General features: G+C 69.9%; 29 protein-coding genes and 2 tRNA genes. 19 read left to right on the forward strand and 12 right to left on the reverse strand.

The genetic code is table 11. The annotated features are described in order from the left end of the window. Nucleotides 1-2 precede the first annotated feature (2 nt). Genes FHR82_RS21895 through FHR82_RS21910 form a run of 4 tightly spaced genes read left to right on the forward strand, consistent with a single transcriptional unit; the run spans nt 3 to nt 3,031 of the window. Complete coding sequence (locus FHR82_RS21895) at nt 3-281, forward strand: hypothetical protein (protein WP_184812311.1); 279 nt, start codon at nt 3-5, stop codon at nt 279-281. 9 nt (nt 282-290) lie between these two features. Next, entirely contained in the window at nt 291-1,397 is a 1,107-nt protein-coding gene (locus FHR82_RS21900) for a serpin family protein (RefSeq protein WP_184812312.1), read from the forward strand. Then, nucleotides 1,394-2,404, forward strand: coding sequence for a serpin family protein (locus FHR82_RS21905; RefSeq protein ID WP_184812313.1), 1,011 nt, complete (start codon nt 1,394-1,396; stop codon nt 2,402-2,404). Before FHR82_RS21900 ends, FHR82_RS21905 begins: the two co-directional genes overlap by 4 nt. A 39-nt stretch (nt 2,405-2,443) precedes the next feature. Further along, nucleotides 2,444-3,031, forward strand: a complete 588-nt coding sequence (locus FHR82_RS21910) for a carboxymuconolactone decarboxylase family protein (protein ID WP_184812314.1) — start codon at nt 2,444-2,446, stop codon at nt 3,029-3,031. On the opposite strand, the gene FHR82_RS21915 is transcribed toward FHR82_RS21910, so the two are convergent. Continuing rightward, nucleotides 3,012-3,947, reverse strand: a complete 936-nt coding sequence (locus tag FHR82_RS21915; RefSeq protein ID WP_184812315.1) for a sigma-70 family RNA polymerase sigma factor — start codon at nt 3,945-3,947, stop codon at nt 3,012-3,014. The genes FHR82_RS21910 and FHR82_RS21915 overlap by 20 nt on opposite strands. A gap of 35 nt (nt 3,948-3,982) precedes the next feature. On the opposite strand from FHR82_RS21915, the gene dnaG reads away from it, so the two are divergent. Genes dnaG through FHR82_RS21930 form a run of 3 tightly spaced genes read left to right on the forward strand, consistent with a single transcriptional unit; the run spans nt 3,983 to nt 7,214 of the window. Then, nucleotides 3,983-5,884: a DNA primase gene (gene dnaG, locus FHR82_RS21920; protein ID WP_184812316.1), complete on the forward strand. Its 1,902-nt coding sequence runs from the start codon at nt 3,983-3,985 to the stop codon at nt 5,882-5,884. Nucleotides 5,885-5,886: 2 nt separating this feature from the next. Next, nucleotides 5,887-6,414 (forward strand): hypothetical protein, encoded by a 528-nt coding sequence (locus FHR82_RS21925; protein WP_184812317.1) that lies wholly within the window; start codon nt 5,887-5,889, stop codon nt 6,412-6,414. A gap of 35 nt (nt 6,415-6,449) precedes the next feature. Further along, nucleotides 6,450-7,214, forward strand: a complete 765-nt coding sequence (locus FHR82_RS21930; RefSeq protein WP_184812318.1) for a trans-aconitate 2-methyltransferase — start codon at nt 6,450-6,452, stop codon at nt 7,212-7,214. A 43-nt stretch (nt 7,215-7,257) separates the two neighbouring features. On the opposite strand, the gene FHR82_RS21935 is transcribed toward FHR82_RS21930, so the two are convergent. Further along, complete coding sequence (locus FHR82_RS21935) at nt 7,258-9,423, reverse strand: MMPL family transporter (protein WP_184812319.1); 2,166 nt, start codon at nt 9,421-9,423, stop codon at nt 7,258-7,260. A gap of 137 nt (nt 9,424-9,560) precedes the next feature. On the opposite strand from FHR82_RS21935, the gene FHR82_RS21940 reads away from it, so the two are divergent. Both FHR82_RS21940 and FHR82_RS21945 read left to right on the forward strand, forming a co-directional pair. Next, nucleotides 9,561-10,154 carry a TetR/AcrR family transcriptional regulator gene (locus FHR82_RS21940; protein ID WP_184812320.1) on the forward strand — a complete coding sequence of 198 codons (594 nt, stop codon included), beginning with the start codon at nt 9,561-9,563 and terminating at the stop codon, nt 10,152-10,154. Between the two features lie 28 nt (nt 10,155-10,182). Beyond that, complete coding sequence (locus tag FHR82_RS21945; protein ID WP_184812321.1) at nt 10,183-11,061, forward strand: SMP-30/gluconolactonase/LRE family protein; 879 nt, start codon at nt 10,183-10,185, stop codon at nt 11,059-11,061. Here FHR82_RS21945 and FHR82_RS21950 read toward each other — a convergent pair. After that, complete coding sequence (locus FHR82_RS21950; RefSeq protein WP_184812322.1) at nt 11,048-11,980, reverse strand: DUF1906 domain-containing protein; 933 nt, start codon at nt 11,978-11,980, stop codon at nt 11,048-11,050. The genes FHR82_RS21945 and FHR82_RS21950 overlap by 14 nt on opposite strands. Before the next feature lie 136 nt (nt 11,981-12,116). Then, a tRNA-Asn gene (locus tag FHR82_RS21955) sits at nt 12,117-12,189 on the reverse strand. 138 nt (nt 12,190-12,327) lie between these two features. On the opposite strand from FHR82_RS21955, the gene FHR82_RS21960 reads away from it, so the two are divergent. The 3 genes from FHR82_RS21960 to FHR82_RS21970 all read left to right on the forward strand — a co-directional run bounded on the left by FHR82_RS21960 (nt 12,328) and on the right by FHR82_RS21970 (nt 13,630). Further along, nucleotides 12,328-12,564: a hypothetical protein gene (locus tag FHR82_RS21960; protein ID WP_184812520.1), complete on the forward strand. Its 237-nt coding sequence runs from the start codon at nt 12,328-12,330 to the stop codon at nt 12,562-12,564. Next, nucleotides 12,539-13,534 (forward strand): adenosine deaminase, encoded by a 996-nt coding sequence (gene add / locus FHR82_RS21965; RefSeq protein WP_221464028.1) that lies wholly within the window; start codon nt 12,539-12,541, stop codon nt 13,532-13,534. Before FHR82_RS21960 ends, add begins: the two co-directional genes overlap by 26 nt. Before the next feature lie 22 nt (nt 13,535-13,556). Continuing rightward, nucleotides 13,557-13,630 (forward strand) — tRNA-Ile (locus FHR82_RS21970). A gap of 191 nt (nt 13,631-13,821) precedes the next feature. On the opposite strand, the gene FHR82_RS46310 is transcribed toward FHR82_RS21970, so the two are convergent. Beyond that, nucleotides 13,822-13,950 (reverse strand): hypothetical protein, encoded by a 129-nt coding sequence (locus FHR82_RS46310; RefSeq protein ID WP_260418068.1) that lies wholly within the window; start codon nt 13,948-13,950, stop codon nt 13,822-13,824. Between the two features lie 11 nt (nt 13,951-13,961). Continuing rightward, nucleotides 13,962-14,819 (reverse strand): helix-turn-helix transcriptional regulator, encoded by an 858-nt coding sequence (locus FHR82_RS21975; RefSeq protein WP_184812323.1) that lies wholly within the window; start codon nt 14,817-14,819, stop codon nt 13,962-13,964. A 141-nt stretch (nt 14,820-14,960) separates the two neighbouring features. Between FHR82_RS21975 and FHR82_RS21980 the strand changes: the two genes are divergently transcribed. Next, nucleotides 14,961-15,884 (forward strand): SDR family NAD(P)-dependent oxidoreductase, encoded by a 924-nt coding sequence (locus FHR82_RS21980; protein ID WP_184812324.1) that lies wholly within the window; start codon nt 14,961-14,963, stop codon nt 15,882-15,884. Nucleotides 15,885-16,029: 145 nt separating this feature from the next. Here the strand turns inward: FHR82_RS21980 and FHR82_RS21985 are convergent, their stop codons facing one another. The 3 genes from FHR82_RS21985 to FHR82_RS21995 form a co-directional block, all read right to left on the reverse strand. Further along, nucleotides 16,030-16,836, reverse strand: coding sequence for a pentapeptide repeat-containing protein (locus tag FHR82_RS21985; RefSeq protein ID WP_184812325.1), 807 nt, complete (start codon nt 16,834-16,836; stop codon nt 16,030-16,032). A gap of 122 nt (nt 16,837-16,958) precedes the next feature. After that, nucleotides 16,959-17,312, reverse strand: a complete 354-nt coding sequence (locus FHR82_RS21990; RefSeq protein WP_184812326.1) for a nuclear transport factor 2 family protein — start codon at nt 17,310-17,312, stop codon at nt 16,959-16,961. Between the two features lie 8 nt (nt 17,313-17,320). Then, nucleotides 17,321-18,049 (reverse strand): SDR family oxidoreductase, encoded by a 729-nt coding sequence (locus FHR82_RS21995; protein ID WP_184812327.1) that lies wholly within the window; start codon nt 18,047-18,049, stop codon nt 17,321-17,323. A gap of 67 nt (nt 18,050-18,116) precedes the next feature. Here FHR82_RS21995 and FHR82_RS22000 point away from each other — a divergent pair, with 67 nt between their 5' ends. Continuing rightward, nucleotides 18,117-18,602 (forward strand): winged helix-turn-helix transcriptional regulator, encoded by a 486-nt coding sequence (locus FHR82_RS22000; protein WP_184812328.1) that lies wholly within the window; start codon nt 18,117-18,119, stop codon nt 18,600-18,602. A 170-nt stretch (nt 18,603-18,772) separates the two neighbouring features. After that, nucleotides 18,773-20,296, forward strand: coding sequence for a GMC oxidoreductase (locus FHR82_RS22005; protein WP_446471793.1), 1,524 nt, complete (start codon nt 18,773-18,775; stop codon nt 20,294-20,296). On the opposite strand, the gene FHR82_RS22010 is transcribed toward FHR82_RS22005, so the two are convergent. Next, nucleotides 20,277-20,768 (reverse strand): carboxymuconolactone decarboxylase family protein, encoded by a 492-nt coding sequence (locus tag FHR82_RS22010; RefSeq protein WP_184812330.1) that lies wholly within the window; start codon nt 20,766-20,768, stop codon nt 20,277-20,279. The two genes, FHR82_RS22005 and FHR82_RS22010, sit on opposite strands and share 20 nt — an antisense overlap. A gap of 3 nt (nt 20,769-20,771) precedes the next feature. Then, on the reverse strand, nt 20,772-21,839 hold the full coding sequence (locus FHR82_RS22015) for an NAD(P)H-dependent amine dehydrogenase family protein (RefSeq protein WP_184812331.1): 1,068 nt from the start codon (nt 21,837-21,839) through the stop codon (nt 20,772-20,774). A 108-nt stretch (nt 21,840-21,947) separates the two neighbouring features. On the opposite strand from FHR82_RS22015, the gene FHR82_RS47540 reads away from it, so the two are divergent. The 3 genes from FHR82_RS47540 (at nt 21,948) to bla (ending at nt 24,724) form a co-directional block, all read left to right on the forward strand. Then, complete coding sequence (locus FHR82_RS47540; protein ID WP_311771210.1) at nt 21,948-22,802, forward strand: LysR family transcriptional regulator; 855 nt, start codon at nt 21,948-21,950, stop codon at nt 22,800-22,802. Further along, nucleotides 22,789-23,694 carry a serine hydrolase gene (locus FHR82_RS22025; protein WP_184812333.1) on the forward strand — a complete coding sequence of 302 codons (906 nt, stop codon included), beginning with the start codon at nt 22,789-22,791 and terminating at the stop codon, nt 23,692-23,694. The genes FHR82_RS47540 and FHR82_RS22025 overlap by 14 nt, the downstream gene beginning before the upstream one ends. Nucleotides 23,695-23,815: 121 nt before the next feature. Then, nucleotides 23,816-24,724, forward strand: a complete 909-nt coding sequence (gene bla, locus FHR82_RS22030; RefSeq protein WP_184812334.1) for a class A beta-lactamase — start codon at nt 23,816-23,818, stop codon at nt 24,722-24,724. Nucleotides 24,725-24,833: 109 nt separating this feature from the next. On the opposite strand, the gene FHR82_RS22035 is transcribed toward bla, so the two are convergent. Then, on the reverse strand, nt 24,834-25,277 hold the full coding sequence (locus tag FHR82_RS22035) for an Rv1352/Rv1906c domain-containing protein (RefSeq protein ID WP_184812335.1): 444 nt from the start codon (nt 25,275-25,277) through the stop codon (nt 24,834-24,836). A gap of 276 nt (nt 25,278-25,553) precedes the next feature. On the opposite strand from FHR82_RS22035, the gene FHR82_RS22040 reads away from it, so the two are divergent. Beyond that, complete coding sequence (locus FHR82_RS22040; RefSeq protein ID WP_184812336.1) at nt 25,554-26,924, forward strand: L-serine ammonia-lyase; 1,371 nt, start codon at nt 25,554-25,556, stop codon at nt 26,922-26,924. The last annotated feature ends 38 nt before the right edge of the window (nt 26,925-26,962 follow it).

Below are 26,962 nucleotides of genomic sequence, written 5' to 3' on the forward strand. Positions count from 1 at the left end.
ACATGGCTGATTCGAAGCGCCCCAAGGGCGGCCAGGTGGATCGCCGCCTCGTGTACCGGAGCCCGCGGCGCGAGGTGGTGCCTGCGCAGGGCACGGGGGACTTCGATCCGTGGTTCGGTGACGACGGCTGGGACGACGGCTGGGACGACGGCGGGGACGCGGGCTCGGCCGGTGTGCGCGAGCCGAGGCACCCGATCCCACCGGGTCCGCTCGCGGACGCCGGTGAGTTACCGGTGCCGGAGCCGCCCTGCATGGTCGCCCTGCCCGACCCACGCCGCTAAGGGGAACCGGTGACGCATCTCGCGTTCACACTCACACTGCACCGGGCCACCGCGCCCAAGCTCGACGCCAACGCGTGCTGGTCGCCGTTCTCGGTGGCGAGCGCGCTCGGGCTGGTCGCACAGGGCGCCCGCGGGATGACCCGTGACGAGCTGGCGGTCCTGCTGGTCGGGGAGAAGTCCGGCGACCTCGCCGCGCTGGGGGCGCTGCTGACCCGCGCCGGTGTGCTGGAACAGCACCGGGACAACGAGGACGAGCCGGTCATCGCCGTCGCCAACACGTTGTGGGCGGACGAGTCGATCGACGTGCACGCCTCCTACGTGGACGAGCTGGGCCGCTGGTCCAGCGGCATGGTCCGGGAGGCGCCGTTCCGGGAGAACCCGCTCGGTGCCCGCGACATGATCAACGTGGACGTCGCGAAGACGACCCGGGAGCTCATCCCGGAGCTGCTGCCGCCGGACGCCATCCGTGAGGACACGGTGTCGGCGCTGGTCAACGCCTTGTACCTGAAGTGCGCCTGGAAGCACCGGTTCGCGGAGGGCTCGACGACGCCGCGGCCGTTCCACACGCCGGGCGGCACCAAGGACGTGCCGACGATGGAGCTGTCGGAGCGGATCGGCTACGCCGCCACGGACGGGTGGCAGGTCGTCAGCCTGGCCGCCGTGGGCGGGGTCGAGGCCGTGGTGCTGCTGCCGGACACCGACCTCGCGACCGCGGAACCCGAGCTGGACGCGGACCGGCTGGCCCGGTTGCTGGACGCGCCGCGCCACCAGCAGGTCCAGCTGTGGCTGCCGAAGATCGACGTGAGCATGCAGGCCGAGCTGACGCCACCGCTGAACCAGGCCGGCGTGCGGACGGTCTTCAGCCGGGACGCGGACCTGTCCGGGATCACCGCGAGTGAGCTGGCCGTCCAGGCCGTGCTGCACGAGGCGGTGCTGAAGCTCGACGAACAGGGCCTCGAGGGCGCGGCCGCCACGGCGGTGATGATGCGGCTCATGTCGCTGCCGACCGGGCCGCCGGTCGAGGTGCGCGTGGACCGGCCGTTCCTGCTGGTCGTCCGGCACAAGGAGACCGGCGTCGTGTACTTCCTCGCGCGGGTGGTCGACCCCGGCGAATGATCACGTTCGCGGTGGCGCTGCACGGCGCCCTCGGCCTGGGCGGGAACGTGTGCTGGTCGCCGTTCGCGGTGGCGCGGGCGCTGCACCGCCTCGCCGCCGACGCACGCGGGCTGACCCGCGACGAGCTGGTCACGGCCCTGCTCGGCGACAAGGCCGCGGACCTCGCCGAACTGGGCGCCGTGCTGACCCGCGCCGCGGAGCTGCCGGATCTGGCCGTGTCGGACACGTTGTGGGCCGACCCCAGCGTGAGTACCAGGGCCCGGCCCGCGCCGTTCCTGACAGCGCCCGGCACAGCACGCGACCTGATCAACGCCGAAGTCGCGGCCACCACGCGAGGGCTCGTGCCGGAGCTGATCGACGTGCTCCCGGCCGACGCCGTCTCGGCGCTCGTCGTCGCCATCTACCTGCGGTGCGGCTGGGTCGAGGAGTTCGACCCGGCGGAGACCCGGCCGCGGCGGTTCCGGACCCCCGACGGAAAGAAACAGGTGCCGACCATGCGCCTGGTATCCGCCGAGCTGGGATACGCGGCGACCGAGGCGTGGCAGGTCGTCGCGCTGCCCGCGCACGGTGGCGTGCGGGCGGTGGTCCTGCTGCCCTACGGCGACCTCGCCCGGTTCGAACCGGAGCTGACCGCGGGCACCCTGGCCGACCTGCTCGCCGCGCCTCGCCTACGGCACGTGGACCTGCGGCTGCCCTCATTCGCCGTGCGGACGAGGACTGAGCTGACCGGTGCGCTGGAGCGGCTCGGTGTGCGGACCGCGTTCACCACCGACGCCGAACTGGGTGCGGGGCTCGCACTCGACACGGTGCCGCACGAGTCGGTGCTGACCGTCGACGAGCGCGGCATCGAGGGCGCCGCCGCGGTCGCCGCCATCGCCTGGATGTCCGGCACCGCCGAACCGCCGGTCGAGGTGGCGGTGGACCGGCCGTTCCTCTTCGCCGTCGTGCACGAAGGGACCGGCGTGCCGTACTTCCTCGCGCGGATCACCGACCCTGTCACGTCCTGAGGCTCCTCCTCGTCCACACCGTGAACGAGGAGGAGACAAATGCCCAGAATCCCAGGGGTGGCAACGAAGGACGCGGGGCTCGTGATCCGCATCGGCTACTGGTTCGCCAAGCGGCGGTTCAAGGTCGTGCCGGAGCCGTTCTCGGTGCTGGCCCGGCACCCGAAGTTGTTCATGACCGCCGCGCGGCACGAGATGGCCGCCGAGAAGGCCAGCCGGAAGCTGCCCGCCAACGTGCGGGAGCTGGCCGTGTACCGGGTCGCTCAGCAGCTCGGCTGCTCGTGGTGCGTGGACTTCGGCACCATGCTGCAAAAGCACGAGGGCCTCGACATCGAACGGCTCAAGCACATCGACGACTACCGGACCTCGGACACCTACTCGCGGCAGGAACGCCTGGCCGTCGCCTACGCCGACGCGATGACGACCACGCCGGTCAGCGTCACCGACGAGCAGGTCGAACAGCTGCGGGCGGAGTTCGGGGACGAGGCCGTGGTCGAGCTGACCTACCAGATCGGCCTGGAGAACCAGCGGGCGCGGATGTACAGCTCGCTCGACGTCCGGGACCAGGGCTTCAGCTCCGGCGACGCGTGCCGTCTCCCGACGGCCGACCTCAAAGCGCCAGGTGCGTGAGCTTGTCCGGGTTCACCACGTCGTAGATCCGGGTCACCTGCCCGTCGCGGATGTCGATGGTCATGACCCTGCGGGCGAGTTCCCGCAGACCGTCCTCGGCGGGCTGGGCCGGGGTCACCAGGCCGATGTTGCCGTTGACCAGCACCAGCTCGCCGCGGGCGAGGCGGTGCACGCCGTACGCCTCGACGAGGCCCGCCAGGAACCGGGTGATCTTGTCCGCGCCGACCATGCGACGGCGGGACGTGCGGGCCTTGCCGTTGCTGTCGCCGATGAGCACGGCGTCCGGGTGCAGCAGGCCGACGACACTGTCGAGGTCGCCCGACAGGATCGCGCTCAGCAGCTTCTCGAGGAGCTCGCGTTGCGCGCCCAGTTCGGTGGGGTCGGGCCGGTCCGCTTCCGCCGCCGCGCGCCTGCCGCGGGACGCGTGCTGGCGGGCGGTCGCCTCGGTGACGCCGAGCATCTCCGCGATCTCCGCGAACGGCACGGAGAACGCGTCGTGCAGCACGAACGCGACCCGCTGCTCCGGGGTGAGGTTGTCCAGCACGACGAGTGCCGCCATCCGCACTTCTTCGTCGCGCACGACCGTCTCGAGTGGATCGTTGCCCGGCTGCGCGCCGTACGGGGTGACGATCGGTTCCGGCAGCCACGGGCCGACGTACCTCTCGCGTTGCGTGGCGGCCGACCGCAGCCGGTCGAGGCAGATGCGGCCGACGACGGTCGTGAGCCAGCCGCGGAGGTCCCGGATCTCGGCGCGGCGCCGGGCGTCGAGCCCGGACAGCCGCAGCCACGCCTCCTGGACGGCGTCCTCGGCGTCCGAGATCGTGCTGGTCAACCGGTAGGCGACCCCGATCAGGTGCGTGCGGTGTGCCGAGAACTCCTTGGCGAGGACATCATCGCTGACCGTCACACCCGCCATCCTAGTTACCGCGAGGACGCCTAGACTCGGACAACGTGGCAGGACGGATCCGGGAAAGCGACATCGCCGCGGTCCGCGACCGCAATCGGATCGACGACATCGTCGGTGAGTACGTGTCGCTGCGCCGTGCCGGTGGTGGCGCGCTGAAGGGCCTATGCCCGTTCCACGACGAGAAGACACCGTCGTTCAACGTGCGGTCCACCCACGGCACCTTCCACTGCTTCGGCTGTGGCGAGGGCGGCGACGTGATCGCCTTCCTCATGAAGATCGACCACCTGAGCTTCGTCGAGGCGGTCGAGCGGCTCGCCGAGCGCAGTGGCATACAGCTGACTTACGAAGGCGGCGCGCCGACCCGTCAGCGCGACAAGGGCACCCGGACCAGGCTGGTCGACGCGCACCGCGCGGCCGCCGAGTTCTACGCCGAGCAGCTGGCGACGCCCGACGCGGTCAAGGCGCGGGAGTTCCTCGCCGAGCGCGGGTTCGACCAGGCGGCGGCGGTGCAGTTCGGCTGCGGGTACGCACCGGCGGGCTGGGACAAGCTCACCAAGCACCTCCTCGGCCGCGGTTTCGACATGCAGGAGCTGATCAAGGGCGGCTTGTCCCGCGAGGGCAGGCAGGGCCCGATCGACCGGTTCCACCGCCGCCTGCTGTGGCCGATCAAGGACCTCGGCGGCGACGTCGTGGGCTTCGGCGCGCGGCGGCTGTACGACGACGACCAGATCCAGGCCAAGTACCTGAACACCAGCGAGAGCCCGATCTACAAGAAGTCGCAGGTGTTGTTCGGGCTGGACCTCGCCAAGCGGGAGATCGCGCGGCGCCACCAGGTCGTGGTGGTCGAGGGCTACACCGACGTGATGGCCATGCACCTCGCGGGCGTGCTGACCTCGGTCGCGTCCTGTGGCACCGCGTTCGGCTCCGAGCACATCACGGTGCTGCGCAGGCTGCTGATGGACGACGACGCGTTCCGCGGCGAGGTGATCTACACCTTCGACGGTGACGAGGCGGGGCAGAAGGCCGCGCTCAAGGCGTTCGACGAGGACCAGAAGTTCGCCGCGCAGACGTTCATCGCGATCGCGCCCGACGGGCAGGACCCGTGCGAGCTGCGGCAGACCAAGGGTGACGTGGCCGTGCGCGACCTGGTCGCCCGGCGCCGCCCGCTGTTCGAGTTCGCCATCAAGTCGGAACTGGCCTCGCACAACCTCGACAACGCGGAGGGCCGCGTCGAGGCGTTGCGGCGCACCGTGCCGATGGTGTCGCGGATCAAGGAGATGGCGCTGCGGGACGAGTACGCGCGCCAGCTCGCAGGCTGGGTCGGGTGGGAGGACACCGCGACCGTCGTGCGGCGGGTGCGGGAGACCTCCGGCGGCGCGCAGGCACCCGCGCGCCGGGCCGCCAGGCCGGTCGACCCGGGGCAGGGCGCGCTGGCGGTCGACGTCGACGGCCCGCCGCGGCCGAACCCGAGGGACCCGCAGCTGCACGTCCAGCGCGAGGTGATCAAGCTCGCGCTGCAGGAGCCCGCGTTCGCCGGTCCCATGTACGACCAGCTGCCGCAGGAGGTGTTCACGCACCCCGCGTACGCCGAGCTGCACCGCGCGGTGCTGGGTGCGGGTGGCACGGCGAGCGGGCTCGGGGGTGCGGACCTGATCGACGCGGTGGTGAAGTGCTGCGAGTCGGGTGTGGGCCGCGCGCTGGTCACCGAGCTGGCTGTGGAAGCCATCCCCACCAGGCAGAACATGATCGAGCGGTATGCCGCGGGCATGCTCGCGGCGCTGCAGCGGCAGCTGCTGGCCGGTCAGATCGCCGACATCAAGTCGCGGCTGCAGCGCCTGTCACCGATCGAGGAACCGGACGAGGCCAGGGCGTTGTGGGGGGACCTCGTGGCGTTGGAGCAGTACTACAAGGCGCTGGGGGAGCAGGCCGCCGGAGGCATGGGGTGAGTGTGTTCCGCAAGCTTCTCGACAAGGTGGTCGGCGACGGTACGCCGCCCGGTTTCACCGGCACGCTCGACAAGGAGGAGAGCGTCGTAGTCGCGGCCGAGGTCAAGGGCGGCGGGCACCTCGTGGTCACGTCGCTGGGCCTGTGGGTGCCCGCCGAGGACGGGTACCGCCGCATCGGGTGGCACCTGCTCAGCAAGGTGACCTGGGCCGACGGCGTGCTGGTCGTCATCGAGGCCGACGAGTCGGGGGAGGCGGGCGACGCGGTCCTGTTGACCGACAAGGCGCCACGCCGGTACCCGCTGGCCGCCCCCGGCAAGCTGCCGCAGGCCGTGCACCGCCGGGTGACCGGGTCGATCCGGTCCCGCCACCACCGGGAGCTGCCGGGCGGGGGAGCGTGGTTCGTGCAGCGCAAGGTGCCCGGTCGAGACGGCATCGTGCTGCAGGTCAGGGCCGATCCGGGCACGGATCCGGACGCCGTGCGGACGGTCGCCGCGGAGGTGGCCATCAAGATCCGGGAAGCGCTACAGTAAGCAGTACGTACGTACGGTTTTGCTTGGGAGGCGCTGTGTGGGATCCCTCGAAATACCTGACGTTCGCCGACCACCGCTCGCGCCCGTTCTTCGACCTCGTCGGCCGGATCACCGCGGACAGCCCTCGACGGGTCGTCGACCTCGGCTGCGGGCCGGGCAACCTGACCGCGGCGCTCGCGCAGCGGTGGCCGTCGGCCCGGATCGAGGCGTCGGACTCGTCGCCGGAGATGGTGGCGGCCGCGCGGGAACGGGGGATCGACGCTTCCGTGCTCGACGTACGGGACTGGCAGCCCGCGCCGGACACGGACGTGGTGGTCTCGAACGCGGTGCTGCAGTGGGTGCCCGGCCACGAGGAACTGCCGGCTCGCTGGGCGAAGCAGCTGCCGCACGGGGCGTGGCTCGCGTTCCAGGTGCCGGGCAACTTCGGTGCGCCGTCCCACGTTCGCGTGCGTGAGCTGGCCGCGTCGCCGCGGTGGCGGGACCGTCTCGAGTCACTCGTACTGCGTGAGGACGACGCGGTGCTCGACCCCGGCGGGTACGCCGGTCCGCTGTCGGACGCCGGGTGCGCGGTCGACGCCTGGGAGACCACCTACCTGCAGCGGCTGACCGGCGACGACCCCGTGCTGGAGTGGGTCACGGGCACGGCGCTGCGGCCGATCCGGACCGCCCTGTCCGATGTGGACTGGGCGGAGTTCCGCGCCGAGCTGGCGCCCCTGCTGCGGGCGGACTACCCGCAACGGGAGGACGGCACGACATGGTTCCCGTTCCGGCGCGTCTTCGTGGTGGCCCAGACGCCGTGAAAGGCGCGTTCAGGAGCGAACGCGCCTTTCACGGGTGGTGCCGCTAGCCGACCGTGACGGGGTCGCGTTCCCCGGCGGGCGGCGGGGGCGGGGTCGTGGCCCGGTCGCCGTGACCGGGCCACCACGCCGCATGGCCCAGTAACGCGGTGAGGCTCGGCACCAGGAACATCGACATCACGAACGCCGCGATCAGGATGCCGACCGACACCGCGAAACCCATCTCCATCAGGAACGAGACGCCGGCCAGCAGCATCGACGCGAACGTGCCCGCGAGGATCACGCCTGCCGCTCCGACCGACGGACCGCCGTGCTCCACCGCGAGGTCCGCGGCCGTGCGCGGGTCGTGGCCGAGCTTCGCCTCCTCGCGTAGTCGCGCGATCATCAGGATGTTGTAGTCCGTGCCGATCGCCACCACGAAGAGGTAGACGAGCATCGGCAGCATGAACGACACCCCCGGCCGGTCACCGATGCCCTGGAACACCAGCACGGTCGCGCCCATGGTCGAGAAGAACCCGATGACCACCGCCAGCATCAGGTAGATCGGCGCCACGAGGCTGCGCAGCATCAGGCCGAGCACGAGCGCGATCAGCACACCCGCGACCGGGAAGATGACCCACAGGTCCCGGGTGTTGGCGTCCCGGATGTCGGCGAACGCCGAGGTCAGGCCGCCGACCTTGGCGGTCGACCCCTCCGGTGCCTCCGCGTGCGCCACGTCCCGCAGCGGCCCGTCCACCAGGTCGAGCGACTCGTTCGCGTACGGGCTCGAGTCCAGCAGCAGGTCGATCTTGGCGATGGTGCCCTCTTCGTTGAGCGTCGCCGGCTGACCGGTCGGGCTCGGCATCACACCGCCGATGCCGGGTACGTCCTGCAGTTTCCGCGCGTAGGTCGCGAGTGCCTGCTCGTCGAGCGAGCCGCTGTCGGCCTTCACGTACACCGACGTCGGGTTCAGCGCACCGGACGGGAAACCGGCCGCCATGTACTCCAGCCCGCGGGCCGACTCCGTGTCGCTCGGCAGCTGGCCGGTCTGGTCGTAGTCGGTGTTGAACCCGAGCATGCCCAGCGCCAGCGCCACCATCACACCGCCGGACGCGATCGCCACGACTCCGGGACGGCGGCCGGTGAACTTGCCGAGCCGCTGGAACACGGTGCCCTTCGGCGTGCGCTGCCAGGACTTCGACGGCCAGAACACCTTGGTGCCCAACAGGGACACGACGGCCGGGATCAGCGTGACCGACGCGATCGCCATCAGTACGACCGCGATCGACAGACCCGGCCCGAAGCTCGTGAACGCACCGAACACCGCGAGCAGCAACGCCATGAACGCGATCACGATGGCCGCCGCGGCCGACGCGATGACCTCGCCGACCCGCGCGACCGCCGCCACGAGCGCGGTCTTCGGGTCGTCGCCCGCACGCAGTCGTTCGCGGTACCGGAACAGCAGGAACACGATGTAGTCCGTGCCGACGCCGTACAACACGATCGTCATCACGATCTGCACCGACTGGTCGACCTGGAAGCCGAAGGCCTGCGCGAGCCACGCGACCAGGCCAGGGGCGATGGCGCTGACCACGCCGACCGTGACGATCGGCAGCAGTGCCGCGACCGGGCTGCGGTAGATCACCAGCAGCAGACCGATGATCAGCACGATCGTGGCCGCGCCGACGATCACCAGCGCGCTGTCGAACGCGTCCGCGTTGTCGGCGAACATCGCGACGTCACCGGTGACCGCGTACTCCAGGTCGGTGCCCGCCAGCCCGTCGGTGGCCCGTTCGCGGATCTCCTTGACCGCGTCGACGAGCTTCGGATCGTCCCCCATGCCCTCGAGGCCGACCGTGACCAGTTGGACCTTCTGGTTCGGCGACAGGAACTGATCGCCCGTCAGCACCGCTGTGACCCGCTCGATCCCCGCCCCGTCGAGGTCCGTGCCGAGGTCACCGATCGCTTTCTTGTCCTCGCCAGTGAGCTCCTGGCTGTCCTGCCGCTTGACCACGATCGTCGCGCTGGCCTGGTCCGCCCGCCCGAAGGACTGCTCGGCCAGTTCGCCCGCCTGCACCGACTCGTAGTCGGCGGGCAGGAAGTTGGCCTGGTCGCGGGTGGTGACATCGGCGAGCGTGGGCGCGAACGCCACGATCCCGACCGTGATGAGCAACCACCCCGCGATCACCTTCCACGGGTTGTGCACGACCAGGCGCCCCAGTCGTTCGAACATCTTGCCTCCCCTGTGAGATGCCGCCCTCTCAACAAGTGATGAGTCTACCTGCCGCCCGGTAGGTAAGATCGTGTGAGGGGCCGAGCCGGGCGAACGCTAACGTGTGTGGGCTGAGAAACTGCTGAGGAGGAGCGCGGATGGACGGGGACACCCGCGACACGATTCGTGCGGTTGCCCTGGAGTTGTTCTCGAACAAGGGATTCGAGCAAACGAGTCTGCGGGAGATCGCCGAGCGCGTCGGGCTGACGAAGGCGTCGCTGTACTACCACTACTCGTCGAAACAGGCGTTGTTGCTGGCGGTCGTCGAGCCGGTGATCACCGGCTGGCGGACGATCGTCGACGACACCGCCACGCTCGAACAGAATCCCGAGACCGTGCGGCAGGTCGTGGGCCGGTGCCTCGAGGTGTTCCTCCGCAACCGGTCGGTGGCCGGCATCTTCCAGCGCGACGCGGCCGGTGTTGCGGTCGTGCTCGGCACGTTGTGGGACGACATGATCGACCTCGGGAAGCGGCTCGTCGCGTGGCTCGCGGGCCCGTCGCCGACCGCGGAGAGCCGGCTGCGCGCGATCGCCGCCATGGAGGTGCTCGGCGCGGTCCTGACCTCCGCGACCTACCAGGACGACGGCGAGTTCACCGAGGACGAGCTGCGCACGGTGCTGTCACAGGCAGCGCTGGATGTCCTCCGGTTGGCGGCTGAACCCGCCGAGCCCGGTATGCGTAGGTTGGGTTGACCCTGTCTCCCACGCATAGGACGTTTCGATGTTTCGACGCGTTGGTGTTGTACTGGCTGCCCTGCTCGTGATCACGCCCGCGGTGGCGGCCGCGTCCCCGGCGTTCCCCACGACCATCGACCTGCCGAACGGTTTCCAGCCGGAAGGGATCGCGATCGGACCCGGTCCGGTGGCGTACTTCGGTTCGCTCGCCGACGGCCGGATCTACCGCGCCGACCTGCGGACGGGCCGCGGTCGCGTCATCAGCGAAGGCCCCGGCACCCCCTCGGTAGGCCTCAAGACCGACCAGAAGGGACGCCTGTACGTCGCGGGTGGCGCCGCCGGGAACGCGCGGGTGATCGACACGCGCACCGGCGAGGTGCTGGCGTCGTACCAGCTCACCACGGCCGCCGCGTTCGTCAACGACGTGGCGCTGGCCGGCGGGTCGGCCTGGTTCACGGACTCGGTGAACCAGCAGCTGTACCGGCTCACGGGCGGGACGGCCACGACCGTCCCGATCACCGGTGACCTCGTGTACGGCGAGGGCTTCAACGCCAACGGCATCGCGCCGACGCCGGACGGCAAGGCCCTGCTGGTGGTGCAGTCGAACACCGGCAAGCTGTTCCGGGTCGGGTTCGACGGCCGGTCGACGCTGGTGGCGCTGGACTACCCGCTCACGAACGGCGACGGCCTGCTGCTGTCCGGCCGCACCCTGTACGTCGTGCAGAACCGGCTCAACACGGTGGCGGTGCTGCACCTGGACCGCCACGCGACCCGCGCGGTGCTGAAGAAGACGCTGACGGACGAGCGGTTCGACGTCCCGACCACGGTGGCCGCGTTCGGGAACCGGCTGTACCTGCCGAACGCGCGGTTCGGCACCACGCCCGGCCCGGACGTGGAGTACCAGGTGATCGCTATTCGCCGTTGAGGTGCTGAAGGATCTTCTCGACGATCCGGTCGGCCTGCTCGTCAGGCATGACATCGCGCACGGCCGCCTCGATGAGGTCCCGCTGAGCGGCGACGACCTCATCGGGTGCGGGCGCGTGCGCGGCGACCGCGTCGTCGATCATGGTGTTGAGCGCCTCGGGGGCGATGCCCTTCTCCGCGGCGATCGCCGCGAGGATCGCCTGGTCCCTCGCGTTCTGCATCTCCCAGGCGCGGTCGATGTTGGCGACCACGGCGCCGAGGGTGGTCTCGCCGCCGAGCGCGGAGCCCTGCCGCTTGATCCGGTAGTTGAACACGTCGCTGGCGGCCACGTCGTCCTCCGTGTGCTGGCCCCAGTCCGGCTGGAGCACGTCGTTGATGTCGCAGCCGATCCCGCCGACCACGACGGTGCCGACCCGCTGGTACAGGTGCCTTCCGGGGAACAGCTTCACCGGGGTGCCGGACCACGCGCGGCATTGCCAGAACCAGCGCGCGACCCCCGCCTGCTGCGCGCGGACGCAGACGTCGTACTCGCCGTACACGCCGGTCAGCCCCACACCGCCGACCGTCTGCGACGCGCCACGCAGGTACTCCACCATGGTGCCGAACTCACCACTCGTGACCACGTCCCGGTCGACGGCCATGTAGATCGGCCGGTCGGCGGGGAAGCCGATCTGGTTCGCGTGGTTACGAGCGCGGGACCCGGCCACCCGGCCCTGCCCGAACCCGCCGAGCCAGTCCTCGGTGTGGTCCTCGTACACCAGCGCCATGCCGATGCCGTGTCTTGTGAAGTCCGCCAGCTCACCCGCGTTGGTGCACTTCGTGCGCGATGGGAAGCCGATGTACCGCACGGCTCCGCCGTAGCCGGCCCGTCTGATCGCCGCCGCGCCGGGTTTGCCCGCCGAGTAGTCGAGTACGAGCATGCTCCGCCCTCCTCGGTCGCTCACTCCGGATAACGGGTCGTGCGCGCAGAGGGTTCGACAGATCGGGGCAAATCCCCCAGGTGGACCAACGGCCAGGGCATGAAAACGCCCCAGGCACATGGCCTGGGGCGGAAAGCTCCTCCAGCTGGACTCGAACCAGCAACCCTTCGATTAACAGTCGAATGCTCTGCCAATTGAGCTATGGAGGATCGCCCGCCGGACCCCGTCCGGCGAGAGCTAACTCTAGCGCATGCCCGGAACCGGATTGCCCGCCACCCGGCGTTCGGGGCGCGGGTAGGGGAAGATGGAGGTGAAACAGCAGGTCGAGCCATGGGAGGCGAGGACACATGAAGGCGTTCATCCTGGGCGCCGCGGTCGGGTACGTGCTGGGCGCGAAGGCGGGCCGTAGCCGATACGACCAGATCATGCGGACCTATCGCAAGATCGCCGACCACCCGGCCGTGCAGGGCGCGGCCGGCATCGCGCGAGCGAAGGTCGGTGAGAAGACCGGCCTCGGGAACCGGCACAAGACGACTGCCCAGCAGACCAACGGCCGTCGTGAGCCTGCCTACACACAGTCGTGACCTGAAGGAGCTGCCGAAAGCGCAGCTCCACCTGCACCTGACGGGCGCGATGCGGCCGGCCACGCTCCTCGAGCTGGCCGGCCGCCACGGCATCGAGGTACCTCCACCGCTCGCGTCCGGCGCCGGCACGTGGGCGGCGTTCCAGGACCGCTACGACGCGTCCCGGGCCACCCTCCGTACTCCCGCTGACATCGCGCGGGTGATCGCCGAGGCCGCGGCCGATGACGCGGCTGACGGTTGCCGGTGGCTGGAGATCCAGGTCGATCCCACGTCGTACGCGCCGGTCTTCGGCGGGCTCGAGGCCGTGCTGGAGGCGGTGCTCGCGGGCGCCGCGGCCGCGCCCATCCCGGTGGGGGTGCTGGTGGCGTCGAGCTGGCAGCGGGCTCCGTCGCACGCGGTGACGCTGGCTCGGCTCGCCGCTCGGTACGCGGCCTTCGGTGTGGTCGGGTTCGGACTGTCGAACGACGAACGCGGTGTGTGGGTGGGTGACTTCTCGCGTGCCTTCCAGGTGGCCGCGGACGCCGGGTTGCCGGGGGCACCGCATTCGGGGTTCTACACACCCGCTTCGCACGTGCGGTCCTGTGTGGAGTTGCTGGGCGCCTCGCGGATCGGGCACGGGACGTCGGCCGCCGACTCTCCGCCGGTACTCGAGTTGCTGGCGGAACGGCAGGTGACGGTCGAGATCTGCCCGACGTCGTACCCGCCGTTCGGCGTGCACTCGCTGTCGGCCGTCCCGGTGCGGACGTTCCTGTCGGCCGGGGTGCCGGTGGCACTGTCGACCGACGACCCCCTGCTGTTCGGGGTCGGGCTGGCGGGTCAGTACGCGATCTGCCGGTCTGAACTGGGGCTGACGGACACCGAACTGGCCACGCTCGCCGCCGACGGGATTCGCGCTTCCTCGGCGCCCGAGACGTTGAAGAAGACGCTGCTGGCAGAGGTCGACGAGTGGCTGACTTGCGACAACAAGTAACCTTGCCGCACACCGTGCACTGGGGGCGGTAGCTCAGTCGGTTAGAGCAGGGGACTCATAATCCCTTGGCCGTGGGTTCGAGCCCCACCCGCCCCACGTTTGGCATGTTCGGCGCTGGCGCGCCTTCCCCGTGCCCTTGTTTGTTGTGGGGGCGACCCCCCACACCCCCACGGTGCGGTTGGTTCCTGACCCAGCCTGGTTCCGTTGGGCCCGGCCTTGGCCGACGGTGGTTCGCCGACTCGGTTCGTATTGTGGTGCATGTGACCCACACCTCCGGCTGACCCTGCTCAGTTGCCGCGCAACTTCGCCGGGTCGGTCGTCATGTTGCGGGGCGACCCCCGCGGGCCCTGCGGTGCGGTCGGTTCCTGACCCGGCGTGGTCGCGTTGATGATGTCGCGTCGATGATCGATCGGCATTCGTTGTCGGTCTAGTTGGTGATCGTGCGGCCACCCGTGACGCGCAGCAGGTCGAGTTTTCCCGCGTCGTCGCTGCCGGCCGGGGCTGTGTAGGTGACTATGCGGAGGTCGGCGCCCGGGGCGATGAGGACGTCACAGTCGAGCAGGACGTCGCCGATTTCCGGATGCCGGATCGTCTTTCGCTCGGTCACGTGCTGGGACGCGGTCGCCGTGGTCCAGAAGTGGGCGAAGGCGTCGGATGTCGCGCGCAGCTCGCGCACCAGGTTGTCGAGGCGGGCGTCCGCCGGATAGCGGGACACGGCGTCCTTGAGGTCGGCGACGATCGACGCGGCCAAGGCGTCCTCGCCGCGTTCGGACCGGATGGGACGCATCGCGGCCCGGGCTGTGCCGTCGCCGAACAGGGCGCGGGCGAGGTTGCGTTCGGTGGCCGGGAGCGTCGCGGCGTCGCCGTGCAGGGCGGTCCACATGTCGTTCCACCACACGAGAGTCCAGTCGGCGGCGAACACTCCGATGGGTACGTCGCCGAGGCGCGCGGCGAGCCGCTGGATGCTCGCGGGCACGTGGGTGTTGACCGTCCCGTCCCTGGGCGGCAGGAGCCCGGCGCTTCGGAAGAGCTGGTCGCGGTCGGCGCGGGTGAGCTGAAGTGCGCGGGCGAGGGCGCCGACGACCTGGGCCGACGGGTTCGTCGCGCGTCCCTGCTCCAGGCGTAGGACGTAGTCGACGGAGAGCCCGGCCAGCTGCGCGAGTTCCTCGCGGCGCAGGCCAGGGGCACGGCGGCCGGGCACCGTGGTGAAACCTGCGTCGGCCGGGGCGAGGCGGTCGCGCCAGAAGCGCATGAGCGCACCGAAGCCGTCGTGGGAGGCAGCCATGGCCTCATTGTCACCTCGCGGCGCCGGGCGAGCCTGGGTACTGCCAGTCCTAGCGACGAGCGGGGCACTGGCCGGTCGTGGCCGCGAGCCGCCACCGTGACGGTTGCGTCAACCGATCGGTGGAGAGTGAAGGGGTCTGTCATGAGGTCGACAATCGTGATGACCGGTGCGAGCCGCGGGATCGGCCGCGTCGCCGCAGCGCGCATCGTGGGCGAGTCGCCGGACACGCACCTTCTCCTCGTCGCCCGAGGGGACACCGGCGCACGGCTGTCCGCGGAGCTCGGGGTGGACGGGAGCGCGGTCTCGCACGTCTCCGCGGACCTCGGTTCGCTGGAGAGCGTGCGGTTGGCGGCCGCGGAGATCCGGGACCGGCTGGAGCGCGGCGACCTGCCGCCGCTGCGGGGTTTTGTGGGCAACGCGGGCGTGCAGTACACGAACGCGCTCACCGTGGGGCCCGACGGGTTCGAGTCGACGTTCGTCGTCAACGTGCTCGCCAACCACCTGTTCGTTCGCCTGCTCCAGGACTGCTTCGTCGCGCCCTCCCGGATCGTGATCACCAGCAGCGACACCCATGTCGGCGACTTCAGGCACAACCTGGGCATGGTGCCCGGCCCGGTCTGGCGCTACCCGGAGGTCCTCGCCCGCTCCGGCGCATTCTCCAGGCCGGCGACCGCCGCCGCCGGCCGCACCGCGTACTCGACGAGCAAGCTGGCCGTCATCTACCTCGTGCACGAGTACGTGCGCCGCCTCCCGGCCGGGATCGACGTCGTCGCCTACAACCCGGGCTTCGTTCCCGGCACCGGCTTGGCGCGCAACGCGGGCGTCGTCGCCCGGTTCGCGATGCGCCGCATCCTGCCGACACTGGTCCGCACGCCGTTCGCGACCAGCATCGGGGCCGCCGGGCGCAGCCTCGCGGAGGTCGTCGTGGGCACGAGGAAGGCGCCGAGCGGGTCCTACGTGGACCGCGACCGCGTGGCCCGCTCGTCGGAAGAGTCGTACGACCCGCAGCGCGAGAGCGAGCTGTGGGAGGTCGTCGAACGGCTCACCGCCCCGTACGCGAGGTGACCGGCTTGATCCGGACTTCCAGACCCTCGACGAGGATCAGAGAGTCCGGGTCGTGCCCCGTCATGCCCACGGTACGGCTTGTAGCTGACTCCAGCGTGGTCGGTTCGTGGTGGTCCGGTTGGTGTTCCGGGCCCTGTCGTCCGCATTATTGTTCGGCTTCCAGGCCGGGAATGATGGGGAAGTACTGGTCTGGAGGCAGGCAGTACGGCTGAGGTGGGCCAAGTGGCTTCGCTAACATGTTGATCTGTTGGCTGCTGATAATGGCGCCGTCGACCTGGGCGTATGACATATCGGCTTGCTCGGTCAGAGATTCCGTGAGGTCGACGGCTATCATGTCGGCCCCCAGCAATTTCGCGCCGAGGAGCATCGAGTTCCTGATCTTCGCGGTTGTGAGGATGGAGCAGGTCAGGTCGCTCTTCATCATCATCGCGCCGCTGAAGTCCGCGCCGAAGGCATAGACACCGGCCAAGGTCGAACCGTTCAGAAGTGCATGACTCAGATTCGCTTGGTGGAGGTTCGCGCGTTCGAAGTTCATCTGAGCCATGTTCGCGCCGCGCAAGCACGTGCGGCTCAGGTCTGACGAAAACCGCATCGAAGACTTTGCCGGTGGCCGGTTGTTGTTGCCTATGACCGAAAGGGCTCCTTGGACGTCGTTGGGAACTTCCCAGTTCGCATCGCCGCATTTCAGCAGTGGCGCGTGGTTGCGAACCAAGGATGCCAGTTGTTTCAACGCCGGCGCGTGGTACCTCGGAACATCGTGTATCAGACTGGCGAGTTGATACACCCCTCCCAGGCGCACTTCCACGCTGTCCGGGTTGCCCAGGTTCTGGACGGCATTGTTGAACCGGTCCTCATGAAGGCCGCTTTCCGCGATGTCGGAGCCGCGCTGGGCGGCCTGGTTCGAGAAGTGGCTGACGGCCACGGCGACCATCGCTGTCAGCAGTGACAGCATGCTGAACGTGAGGTGCCAACGTCCGTTGTGCCGAACTCTCGAAACAGCAGTTCTGGCCTTGCGTCGGTTTCTCTTCCTGCGTGACATGAAGGAGCATGATGCAGGACGCGTCGACGGGCCTGTCAGCCGGATGTGGACTGTGGGACCGTGATGGTCAAACACGTGATCCGGTTCGTGGCGTCGAGCTGGAAGTGGTGTTCCAGGGTTATCGGGCTGCCCGGGAAGGTGCCCTCAACGCGGCACGTCACCGTTGTTTCGCCGTCCTTGGCGTGTGCGGTCAGTGGGGTTGACGTGTAGGTGAACGCGCTTGCCGTTCTGGCCAGCCATTTCCTGATTTCCGTTGTGCCTCGGTAGGTGTGGCCGTCGTCGGTGACCTCCGCGGTTTCCGCGAAGGTCACCAGTGCGGATTCGTGGTCGTCGCCGCTGGCCAGGGTCAGGTAGGCGCGCACTGCCTCTGGGCAGTCGGTCAGGTTCATGGTTCTCCTCACGTTGTCGGGACCGTGCCGCCGTCTACCGCGTAGTCCGCGCCTGTTACCGCGGCCGCCGCGTCCGAGACCAGGAACGCCACCACCTCCGCCACCTCTTCCGGAGTCGCGAAACGGCCGAGTGGGACGCCGCCCAGTGCGTTCATCAGGGAATCGCGGGCTGATTTCTCGTCGCCGTCGAATTCTGTCGCCAGGCGGGTTACCAGCGCGTCCGCCGCCGGGGTTTGTATGCCGCCCGGCGATACCGTGTTCACACGGATTCCTTGTGGAGCCAGCTGGTTCGCCAAGCCGCGGCTGTACGTGCGTAGCGCCGCCTTCGCCGCCGCGTACGCCAGGGTGCCGTTCCACAGCGGCATGCGGGCCTGGATGGACGTCACGTGCACGATCGCGCCCCTCGTCATCCGGGGCACCAGTGCTCGGTCCAGCCGTACCGCTGCGAGCAGGTTCAGGTCCAGCTCCCGCTGCCACGTTGCGTCGTCCAGGGCCTCGTAGCCGCCGCTCGGCGCGCTTGAGCCGCCTGCCACGTGTACCAGGATGTCCAGCTGGCCCACTTGTTCCGCTACCGCCTCCGCCGTGGCCGGGTCGGTCAGGTCCGCGGTGATGTCCGCCTCGCCGCGGGCGATGGCGGTCACTTTCGCGCCTGCCGCTCGCAGGCGCTCCGCCACCGCCGCGCCCGTGCCCTTCGAGCCGCCCGTCACCACCGCGTGGCGGCCTTCCAGTGAGTCCATCGGTTCGTCCCTTCTATTACAGCAGTCACTTGCTGCTAACATAGCAGTAACTTGAAGGGGTGTGCACATGACCAGCAAGATCCGGCTGGAAGACCGGGAGTGTCCGTTGTCCACGACGCTCGGCATCGTGGGGGAGTGGTGGACGGTGCTGATCCTCCACGACTGCTTCGACGGCTACCGTCGGTTCGACGAGTTCCAGGCCAACATCGGTCTCTCGTCGAGCATGCTGACAAGCCGGCTGAAGAGCCTTGTCGAACGGGGGATCCTCGAGCGCAGGCCCTACCAGGAACGGCCGGTTCGGTACGAGTACGTCCTCACCGAGCTAGGCCGGTCGCTGCGCCCCGTGCTCGTCGCGCTCGCGGCTTGGCGCAATGCGCAGCTGGCGCCGGACGAGCGGGCCATGGTCCTCGTCGACACGCGGACCGGGCGGGAAGCCGAGCCCGTGGTGGTCGACTCCGTCAGTGGGGAGCCTGTGGACGGTCCGCACTTCGCGTTCGCCGCGGGGCCCGCGGCCGGGTCGGTCATGCGGGAGCGGTACGCGGGCGTTCGCTGAAGTTGCTCCGGGCTGGGTAGTGACTTGACCTTTCTCAGTGCGTATAACTTGTTCTAATTCCCTGCGCATGTGAGGAACCTCACGTCATGAAGACATCGGTGTCTGACAACGGCTCCAGCCGCTTCTCGCGGCGGCTGTTCATCGCTGGAACTGGTTCTACTATCGCGGCCGTGGCGTTGGCCGGGAGGGCCACCGCGGCCATCGGGGACGGGGCGCATGTGCCGGTCCTCGTGATCGGCACCGGCTATGGCGGGTCGGTCACCGCCCTGCGGCTCGCCCAGGCCGGTGTGGACGTCCACATGCTCGAGATGGGGCAGGCCTGGGAAACGCCGGGCAGCGACGGCAAGATCTTCCCCAACACCAGGACCCCCGACTACCGGTCCTACTGGCTGCGCACGAGAACCAAGCAGCCGCTGAGCAACTTCCTCGGGTTCCCGCTGGACAAGGACGTGCCGCGGCACGCGGGCATCCTGGACGCCGAGGAGTTCGCGGGCATCACCGTCTACCAGGGACGCGGTATCGGCGGTGGTTCGCTCGTCAACGGTGGCATGGCGGTGACGCCAAGGCGGGAGCACTTCGGCTCGGTGCTGCCGTCGGTCAACCCGGCCGAGATGTACGACGTGTACTACCCGAGGGCCAACGCGGAACTGGGCGTGAACCACGTGGATCCGGCCTGGTGGGAGACGGTCGACTGCTACCAGTACGCGCGCGTCGGCCGCAAGCACGCGCAACGGTCGAACTTCGCGTTCACGCTCGTGCCCAACGTCTACGACATGAACTACATGAAGCAGGAGGCCGCCGGGACCGCGACGAAGTCAGCGGTGGACGGGGAGATCCTGTACGGCAACAACCACGGCAAGAAGTCGCTGCCCAAGACCTACCTCGCGCGTGCCCGTGCGACCGGGCGGGTGCGGATCACGCCGTTGCACCGGGTCACGTCCGTCACGCGTGCGGGCACCCGGTACGCCATCGTGGTCGAGCAGCTCGACACGAGCGGCAACGTCACGGCCACCAAGACCGTCACCGCCGACCGCGTGTTCTTCGCGGCGGGCAGCGTCGGCACCAGCAAGCTGCTCACCAAGCTGAAGGCCACCGGCGCGCTCCCGAACCTGAACGGCGAGATCGGCAAGGGCTGGGGTGACAACGGCAACGTCATGTGCGGCCGCGCCAACCACCTCTGGGACCCGACCGGCACCGTGCAGACGTCCATCCCGACCGCGGGCATCGACAACTGGGCCGCGGGCGGTGCGTTCGCGGAGGTGGCGCCGCTGCCGACCGGGATCGAGACGTGGGCGTCGTTCTACCTGTCCATCACGAAGAACCCGAACCGCGCGCAGTTCACGTGGAACGCCGCCGCGAACCGGGTGGACCTGAGCTGGCAGACGGCGTGGAAGCAGCCGTCGATCACCATGGCGAAGACCATCTTCGACAAGATCAACTCGAAGGAGGGGACGATCTACCGCACCGACCTGTTCGGCGCGTACAAGATCTGGGGCGACCACCTCACGTACCACCCGCTGGGCGGCGCGGTGCTGAACAAGGCGACCGACAACCACGGCCGCCTGCACGGTTACCCCGGCCTGTACGTGGTGGACGGTGCGCTGATCCCCGGCAACACCACGGTGAACCCGTTCGTCACGATCACCGCGCTGGCGGAACGGAACATCGAGCGGATCATCGCGGAGGACCTGTGACGGGCAGGACGCACTGGGTGTCGAGGCCGAGCACGCGGTTGAGCCGTCCGAACGCGAGCCACGAGCCGATGCTCATGGACAGCTCCACGATCTCGCGCTGGCTGTAGTGCGCGGTCATGCGTGCCCAGAACTCGTCGTCGATGTTGTGGTGGTCGGTGGCGTACCGCTCGGCGTACTCGGCGGCCAGCCTCGTGCGGTCGTCGAAGGCGTCGGTGGTGCGCCACTGCTCCACCGCGTCGGCGAACTCGGGTTCGACCTTCCTGCCGTCCCGTTCGGTTCGCCAGTCCTGGCAGAACAGGCAGCCGTTGATCTGCGCGACCCGCAGGCGCGCGGCCTCGAACTCGCGCAGGCCCAGTGTGCTGTCGGAGTAGACGGCGAGGGAGAACTTCGCGGCCGCCGTGCCGATGCCGGGGACCATCTCGCCCCAGACGTAACCGATCGGGTCCTTCCCGTCGGGGATGTCGACGTGCATGGGCTACTTCCTCTCCAGGCGGCCAGGGCGGAGTGGGACGTCGAGTGCGTCGTACAGGCCGGGTTCGGCGTCGACGAGCCAGTCGATCGCGTTGACCAGGCGGCCGACGGCGGTCGCGTTGCCGCCCGCGGACCGGTTCTCGCCCTCGTCGGTGGCCTCGACGGTGACCTCGATGCGCGGCCTGCCCTCGATGACGACGCGGTGCGCGCCCGCCCCGCTCGGTGGTTGCGGCCAGTCGGGTGCGCAGGAGGGGTGGATGCGGGTGACGTGCTCGATGACGATGCGGGGTTCGCCGTCGACGATGCCCTGCACCTCGAAGCGGACCGCGCCCTGGGTGCCCTGGGCGAACTCGCCCATGGTCCGGGTCGTGACGGTCTCCTCGAGCCGGCGGCGGTCCATGGTCTCGCGGAGCTCGTCGAGCTCGACGCCGAGTGCGCGGGCCATGAGGCGGATCTGCCCGCCCCACACCATGGTGGGGACCATGGGCAGCAGCATCGGGGGCTCGTAGTCCATGGGCTGGCCCATGCCGACGAGGTAGCGGACCGAGTCCGGTTGTTCGTAGGTGGAGTAGTCGAAGATCTCCTGGCAGCGGATGACGTCGACGCGGGTGCCGAGCCCGGAGATCAGCAGCGGCAGCACGTCGTTGCCCCAGCCGGGGTCGACACCGGAGACGAACAGCGACCCGCCACCATCCGCGATGGCGGCTAGAACGGGTTCTCGTAACTCGGCGGGTGCGTTGCGCTGGTCGTAGAGCGGGTACAGCGACGGGGTGACGACCACGGCACCGGCGCGGACCGCGCGGACGATGTCCGCGAGCGCGTCGTCGAAGCGGACCTCGCCGGACGCCGCGTAGACGACAGCGCCGGGACTTGCGCCGAGGACGGCGTCGATGTCCGTGGTGGCAGGGACTCCGAGTTCGTGACCGAGGCCGGCGAGGAGGCCGGCGTCGCGACCGTCCTTGGCGTCGTCGTGCACGATGACGGAGGTCAGTGTCAACGCCGGATGGGCGTCGACCGCACGAATCGCGGCACGGCCGACGTTGCCGGTACCCCACACCACCGTGGCAATCATGGTTCGAGGCTAGCTGAAACGTGTTTCAGTTCAAAGCGGCAGATAGCTCACAGCCGCGCCTCCTGCCGCGAACGCGATGTTGTCGGTGCCGCCTGCTTACATGTTCCCGTGGATCTGCTTCGACATCTCCGCTTCTTCGTGGCCGTCGCCGAGGAGGGGCACTTCGGGCATGCCGCCGACCGGCTCGGCATGACGCAACCGCCGCTGTCCCAAGGGATCCGGCGCCTGGAGGACCGGCTCGGCGTCCCCCTGCTCACCCGCACCGCGCGCGGCGTGGGCCTGACGCCTGCCGGAGCGGAGCTGTTACCCCGCGCCACCGCGTTGCTCGCCGACGCGGCGCGGTTCACCGAGGACGCGCAGCGGCACCGCGACGCCCACGCCGAGCTGCGGATCGGCGTGGTGCCGCAGTTGTCCGCGTGGCACGTCGCCGCTGTGGTCGACGGCGTGCGCCGGGCCGGGGCGCGGGCGACCACCACCGTCGCGTCCACTGTGGAACTCGTCGCCGCCGTCGTGGCCGGGCAGCTGGACTGTGCGGTCGTGCACCACCCCGCGCTCGTGCATCCGCTGGAGTGCGGTGGTGTCGCGAAGCTGCCCGCCGAGTTCCTGGTGCCTGCCGGGCGAACCGTCCAGCGGTTCGCGCACCTGCGGGATCTCGCACTCGCCGCCGCGCCGCGCAGCCACAACACCGCCGCGTGTGACCTGCTCGTGGATTCGTTGCGTGCCAAGGGGATCGATCCCGTGCTGCTGGCCGCGCCGACCGACCGGGACGTCGTCGCCGCCGTCGCCTCGGGTGCGGCGTTCGGGATCACCGCCGACCCGGGCCTGCGTGCGCCCGGGGTCGAGCGGGTGGCGCTCGGCGGGGACGAGTTCTTCCTGCGGGTGCGGCTGGTGTGGCGCACCGAGCCCGGGTTGCGTGCCGCCATCGAGGACGCGCTCGCGGGGGACCGCCATGCCATCGGTTGAACAGCGCATCCGCGACACGTTGCGGTACGCGGGCGCCACCGGGTGGGTGCACGCCGTGCCGATCACCGGCGCGGGGGGCCGGGAGGTCCGGGAGGTGGCTGTCGGTGCGAACGACCTCGTGGTCATGGCGTCGGTGTACAAGCTGCCGCTGCTCGTCGCGTTGTGCGGGCGGTTCGCGGACGGGACGCTCGACCCGGCCGCGCCGGTCCGGGTGCACCCGGGCTCCGGCTCGCCGGGACCCACCGGGATCGCCGCGTTCCTCGACCCGGTCACCCTGTCGTGGCGGGACCTCGCCGCGTCGATGATCGCCGTGTCGGACAACGTGGCCGCGGACATGATCCTCGGCGAGGTCGGGCTCGACGCGGTGCGGTCGGTGCTCGCCGAGTGCGGGCTGTCGAGGACGAAGGTCGTCGGCGGGCCGGCCGACGTCGAGGCGGCACTCGTGCGCGACACCGGTGCGGCGTCGGCGGCCGAGGCGTTCGCGCTGCTCGGGGACAACGACGCGGCGCTCACCGTCAGCGCGTACGACCCGGCGTTCGCGAGCGCCACGACCGCGCGGGAGATGACGCGGCTGCTCGCGCACATCTGGTCGGACACCGTCGTGGACGCGAAGTGGTGCGCGTTCATGCGGCGGCTGCTCGGGCTGCAGGTGTGGCCGCACCGGGTGCGGGCCGGGTTCCCGTACGCGGGGGTCGAAGTGGCGGGCAAGACCGGCACGATCGGTGCGATCCGCAACGAGGTCGCGGTCGTCACGTTCCCGGGGGAGACGCCGATCGCGGTCGCGGTGTTCACGTTCGCGGCGCGGGCGGACGCGTTCCTGCCCGCGGCCGACGCGGCGATCGGGGAGTGCGCGCGGCTCGCCGTGACCGAGTTGCGGTCGGGGAGGTGGTGACTTCTCGGGGCTCTGACCTGCGGTGATTCCAAAAGAATATCGGCTGTCGGCGGGTGGTCTATTGGCGTGCGCCGGGTGGGCTGTGCTTCCTTCGTCGTGATCCACACAGGGAGGAACACACATGGGGAGCACACGGAAAGCCGTGTTTGCGGCTCTGCTCGGCGTGGCACTGGCGGCGGGCTGCTCAGCGGCGCCCGCGGGCACGGCGCCACCGTCGCAGACCACCACGTCGGTCGACCTGGTCGCCGACCCGGCGCCGCTGCGCGACGTGGAGGAGCGGTACGACATCCGGCTCGGCGTGTACGCCGTGAACGTCCACACGGGACAGACGTTGGCGTACCGGGAGGACGAGCCGTTCCCGATCATGTCGACGTTCAAGACGTACGCGGCGGCCGCGCTGCTGCGCCAGCACCCGCTCGAGCAGGACTTCTTCGGCACGGTGGTCACCTACACCGAGGACGACCTGGTGGCGAACTCGCCGGTGACGAGCACCCGGGTCGCGACCGGGATGACCGTCGCGGAGTTGTGCGAGGCGGCGATCACGCGGTCGGACAACACGGCGGCGAACCTGCTGCTGCGCCTGCTCGGCGGTCCGGAGGCGATCACGGCGTTCGCGCGGGACATCAAGGACACGCGGACGCGGCTTGACCGCTGGGAGACCGACCTGAACACGGCCATCCCGGGCGACGACCGCGACACGACGACCCCGGCGGCGATCGGGGAGGGCTACCGGTCGCTGGTGCTGGGTGACGTGCTGGGCGAGCCGGAGCGGGAGCAGCTGACGGACTGGCTGCTCGCGAACACCACCGGCGGTGAACGCATCCGCGCAGGCCTGCCGAAGGACTGGAAGACGGCCGACAAGACCGGCAGCGGCGACTACGGCTCGGCCAACGACGTCGCGATCACCTGGACCCCGGACGGCACCCCGATCGTCATCGCGGTGCTGACCACCAGGGAGGTGGCAGGCGCGGAGTACGAGAGCGCGGCACTGGCCGACGCCGCGAAGGTGGCAGCGGAAGCGCTGGCATGAGTGCCGGGACGGACGTACCGGCACTTCGGTGCGGTGAGGGCGGCGGCCGGAGACCGGCCTTGTGGGTGCCGGGCGGGGCACCGGCCGGCCGCTCGACACCTCGGGTGGGTCAGGCCGTCATGAACTGGCAGCCGCTCACCTCGAGGTACTCGCCCGCCACCGCTGTCACGCGGGTCGGGCCCTCGGTGAGGTTGTTCGCGATGATGTCCGAGCCCGCGCTGTCGCGGAGCCGTGCCCAGTAGCAGTGTCCGCCCGCACCCGGGCCGTCCGACTTGTACTCACCCGGAGTGATGTCGGTGCCGACCAGGTACAGGCCGTCCGCGAACTGGGCGGCCGGGGGCGGCGGGCCCTGCGTGATGGTCACGGGGGCCGGTGCGGGGGCGGTGCTCGTGTAGGTCTTCTCGACGGTTTCCGTGATGGTGTGCAATGGAGCGGCCACCGGCTTGCCAGGCTCGCTCGACTTGGCATAAAGCGTGGTCACCGCCCCGATCACGAGGCCGATCAGCAGCAGGCCCGCGGGCACGCCGAAACGCAGGATGGCTTTCCGGTCCATGGGAGTCCAGGCTTTCTCGTGAATGTCGACGACGCTGTCGTTGCCCGAAACCCGCGGTTGTTTCGGTCGTCAGCTCTCGCATCGTCGTGACGTCACGCTCCGTTACCGTGGCCGTCGAGTTGCCGGGTGGTGGTGTCGGGCGGTACGACGGGGGAGCACACGGATCGGTCGGGGGCGGGCCGGCCGGCTCGCCCCCGGTGGCCGGTCGGTCCGGCGACGTCACCCCGGGAAACGCGACCTACCATGAACCGGTAGCGGCCGTGTCTCGGAGGTTCAATGGCGATCAGTGTGTTCGACCTGTTCTCGATCGGGATCGGGCCGTCCAGTTCGCACACGGTCGGGCCGATGCGGGCCGCCCGCACGTTCGTCGCCGGGCTGGCCGATGACGGGGTCCTGACCTCGGTGAACTCCGTCAAGGCCGAGTTGTTCGGGTCGCTCGGCGCCACCGGGCACGGGCACGGCAGCGGGCCGGCTGTCCTGCTCGGGCTCGAGGGTGAACAACCCGAGACCGTCGACACCGACACCGTGTTCGACCGGGTCGAGCGGATCCGGGTCGCCAAGAAGCTCCAGCTCCTCGGGCGGCACGAGATCGCGTTCGACGACGACTCGCTCGTGTTGCACCGGCGGCGGAGTCTGCCGTTCCACCCCAACGGCATGACCTTCGAGGCCTTCGACAGGTCCGGGGAGTCGGTGCGGGTCCGCACCTACTACTCGGTCGGGGGTGGGTTCGTCGTCGACGAGGCCGCTCAGGGGGCCGATCGCATCAAGGTCGACGACACCGACGTCGCCTACCCGTTCCGCACCGGCGCCGAGCTGCTCGCCCATTGCCGTCGCACCGGACTGCCCGTGAGTGAGATCATGCTCGCCAACGAGACCTCGTGGCGGTCCGTCGCCGAGGTGCACGCAGGGCTCACGCACATCTGGGACGTCATGCAGGAGTGCGTCCGCCGAGGGCACACCCAGGACGGCATCCTGCCCGGCGGTCTCAAGGTCCGCCGCCGGGCCCGTGAGATGTACGAGCACCTCTCGTCCGACCCCTTCTCCACCGACCCGCTGCGGGTCATGGACTGGGTGAACCTGTTCGCGCTCGCCGTCAACGAGGAGAACGCGTCCGGTGGGCGGGTCGTCACCGCGCCGACCAACGGTGCGGCGGGCATCATCCCGTCCGTCCTGCACTACTACGCGCGGTTCGTGCCGGGCGCGACGCCGGAGGGCGTCGTCCGGTTCCTGCTCACCGCCGGTGCGATCGGGGTGATCTACAAGGAGACCGCGTCGATCTCGGGGGCCGAGGTCGGCTGCCAGGGCGAGGTGGGGTCCGCCTGCTCGATGGCCGCTGGCGCGCTGTGCGAGGTGCTCGGCGGCACCCCGGAACAGGTCGAGAACGCCGCCGAGATCGGCATGGAGCACAACCTCGGCCTCACCTGCGACCCGGTCGGCGGGCTGGTGCAGATCCCGTGCATCGAGCGCAACGCGATGGCGTCGGTCAAGGCCATCAACGCCGCCCGCATGGCGCTGCGGGGCGACGGCACCCACGTCGTCACGCTCGACAAGGTCATCAAGACCATGCGGGAGACCGGCGCCGACATGAAGGTCAAGTACAAGGAGACGGCCCGCGGCGGGCTCGCCGTCAACGTCATCGAGTGCTGAGGTCGATCCGGGCGCTGCCCGTCCGTCGGTCTGGCGAC

The organism is Actinophytocola algeriensis, assembly GCF_014203735.1.
GTDB lineage: Bacteria > Actinomycetota > Actinomycetes > Mycobacteriales > Pseudonocardiaceae > Actinophytocola > Actinophytocola algeriensis.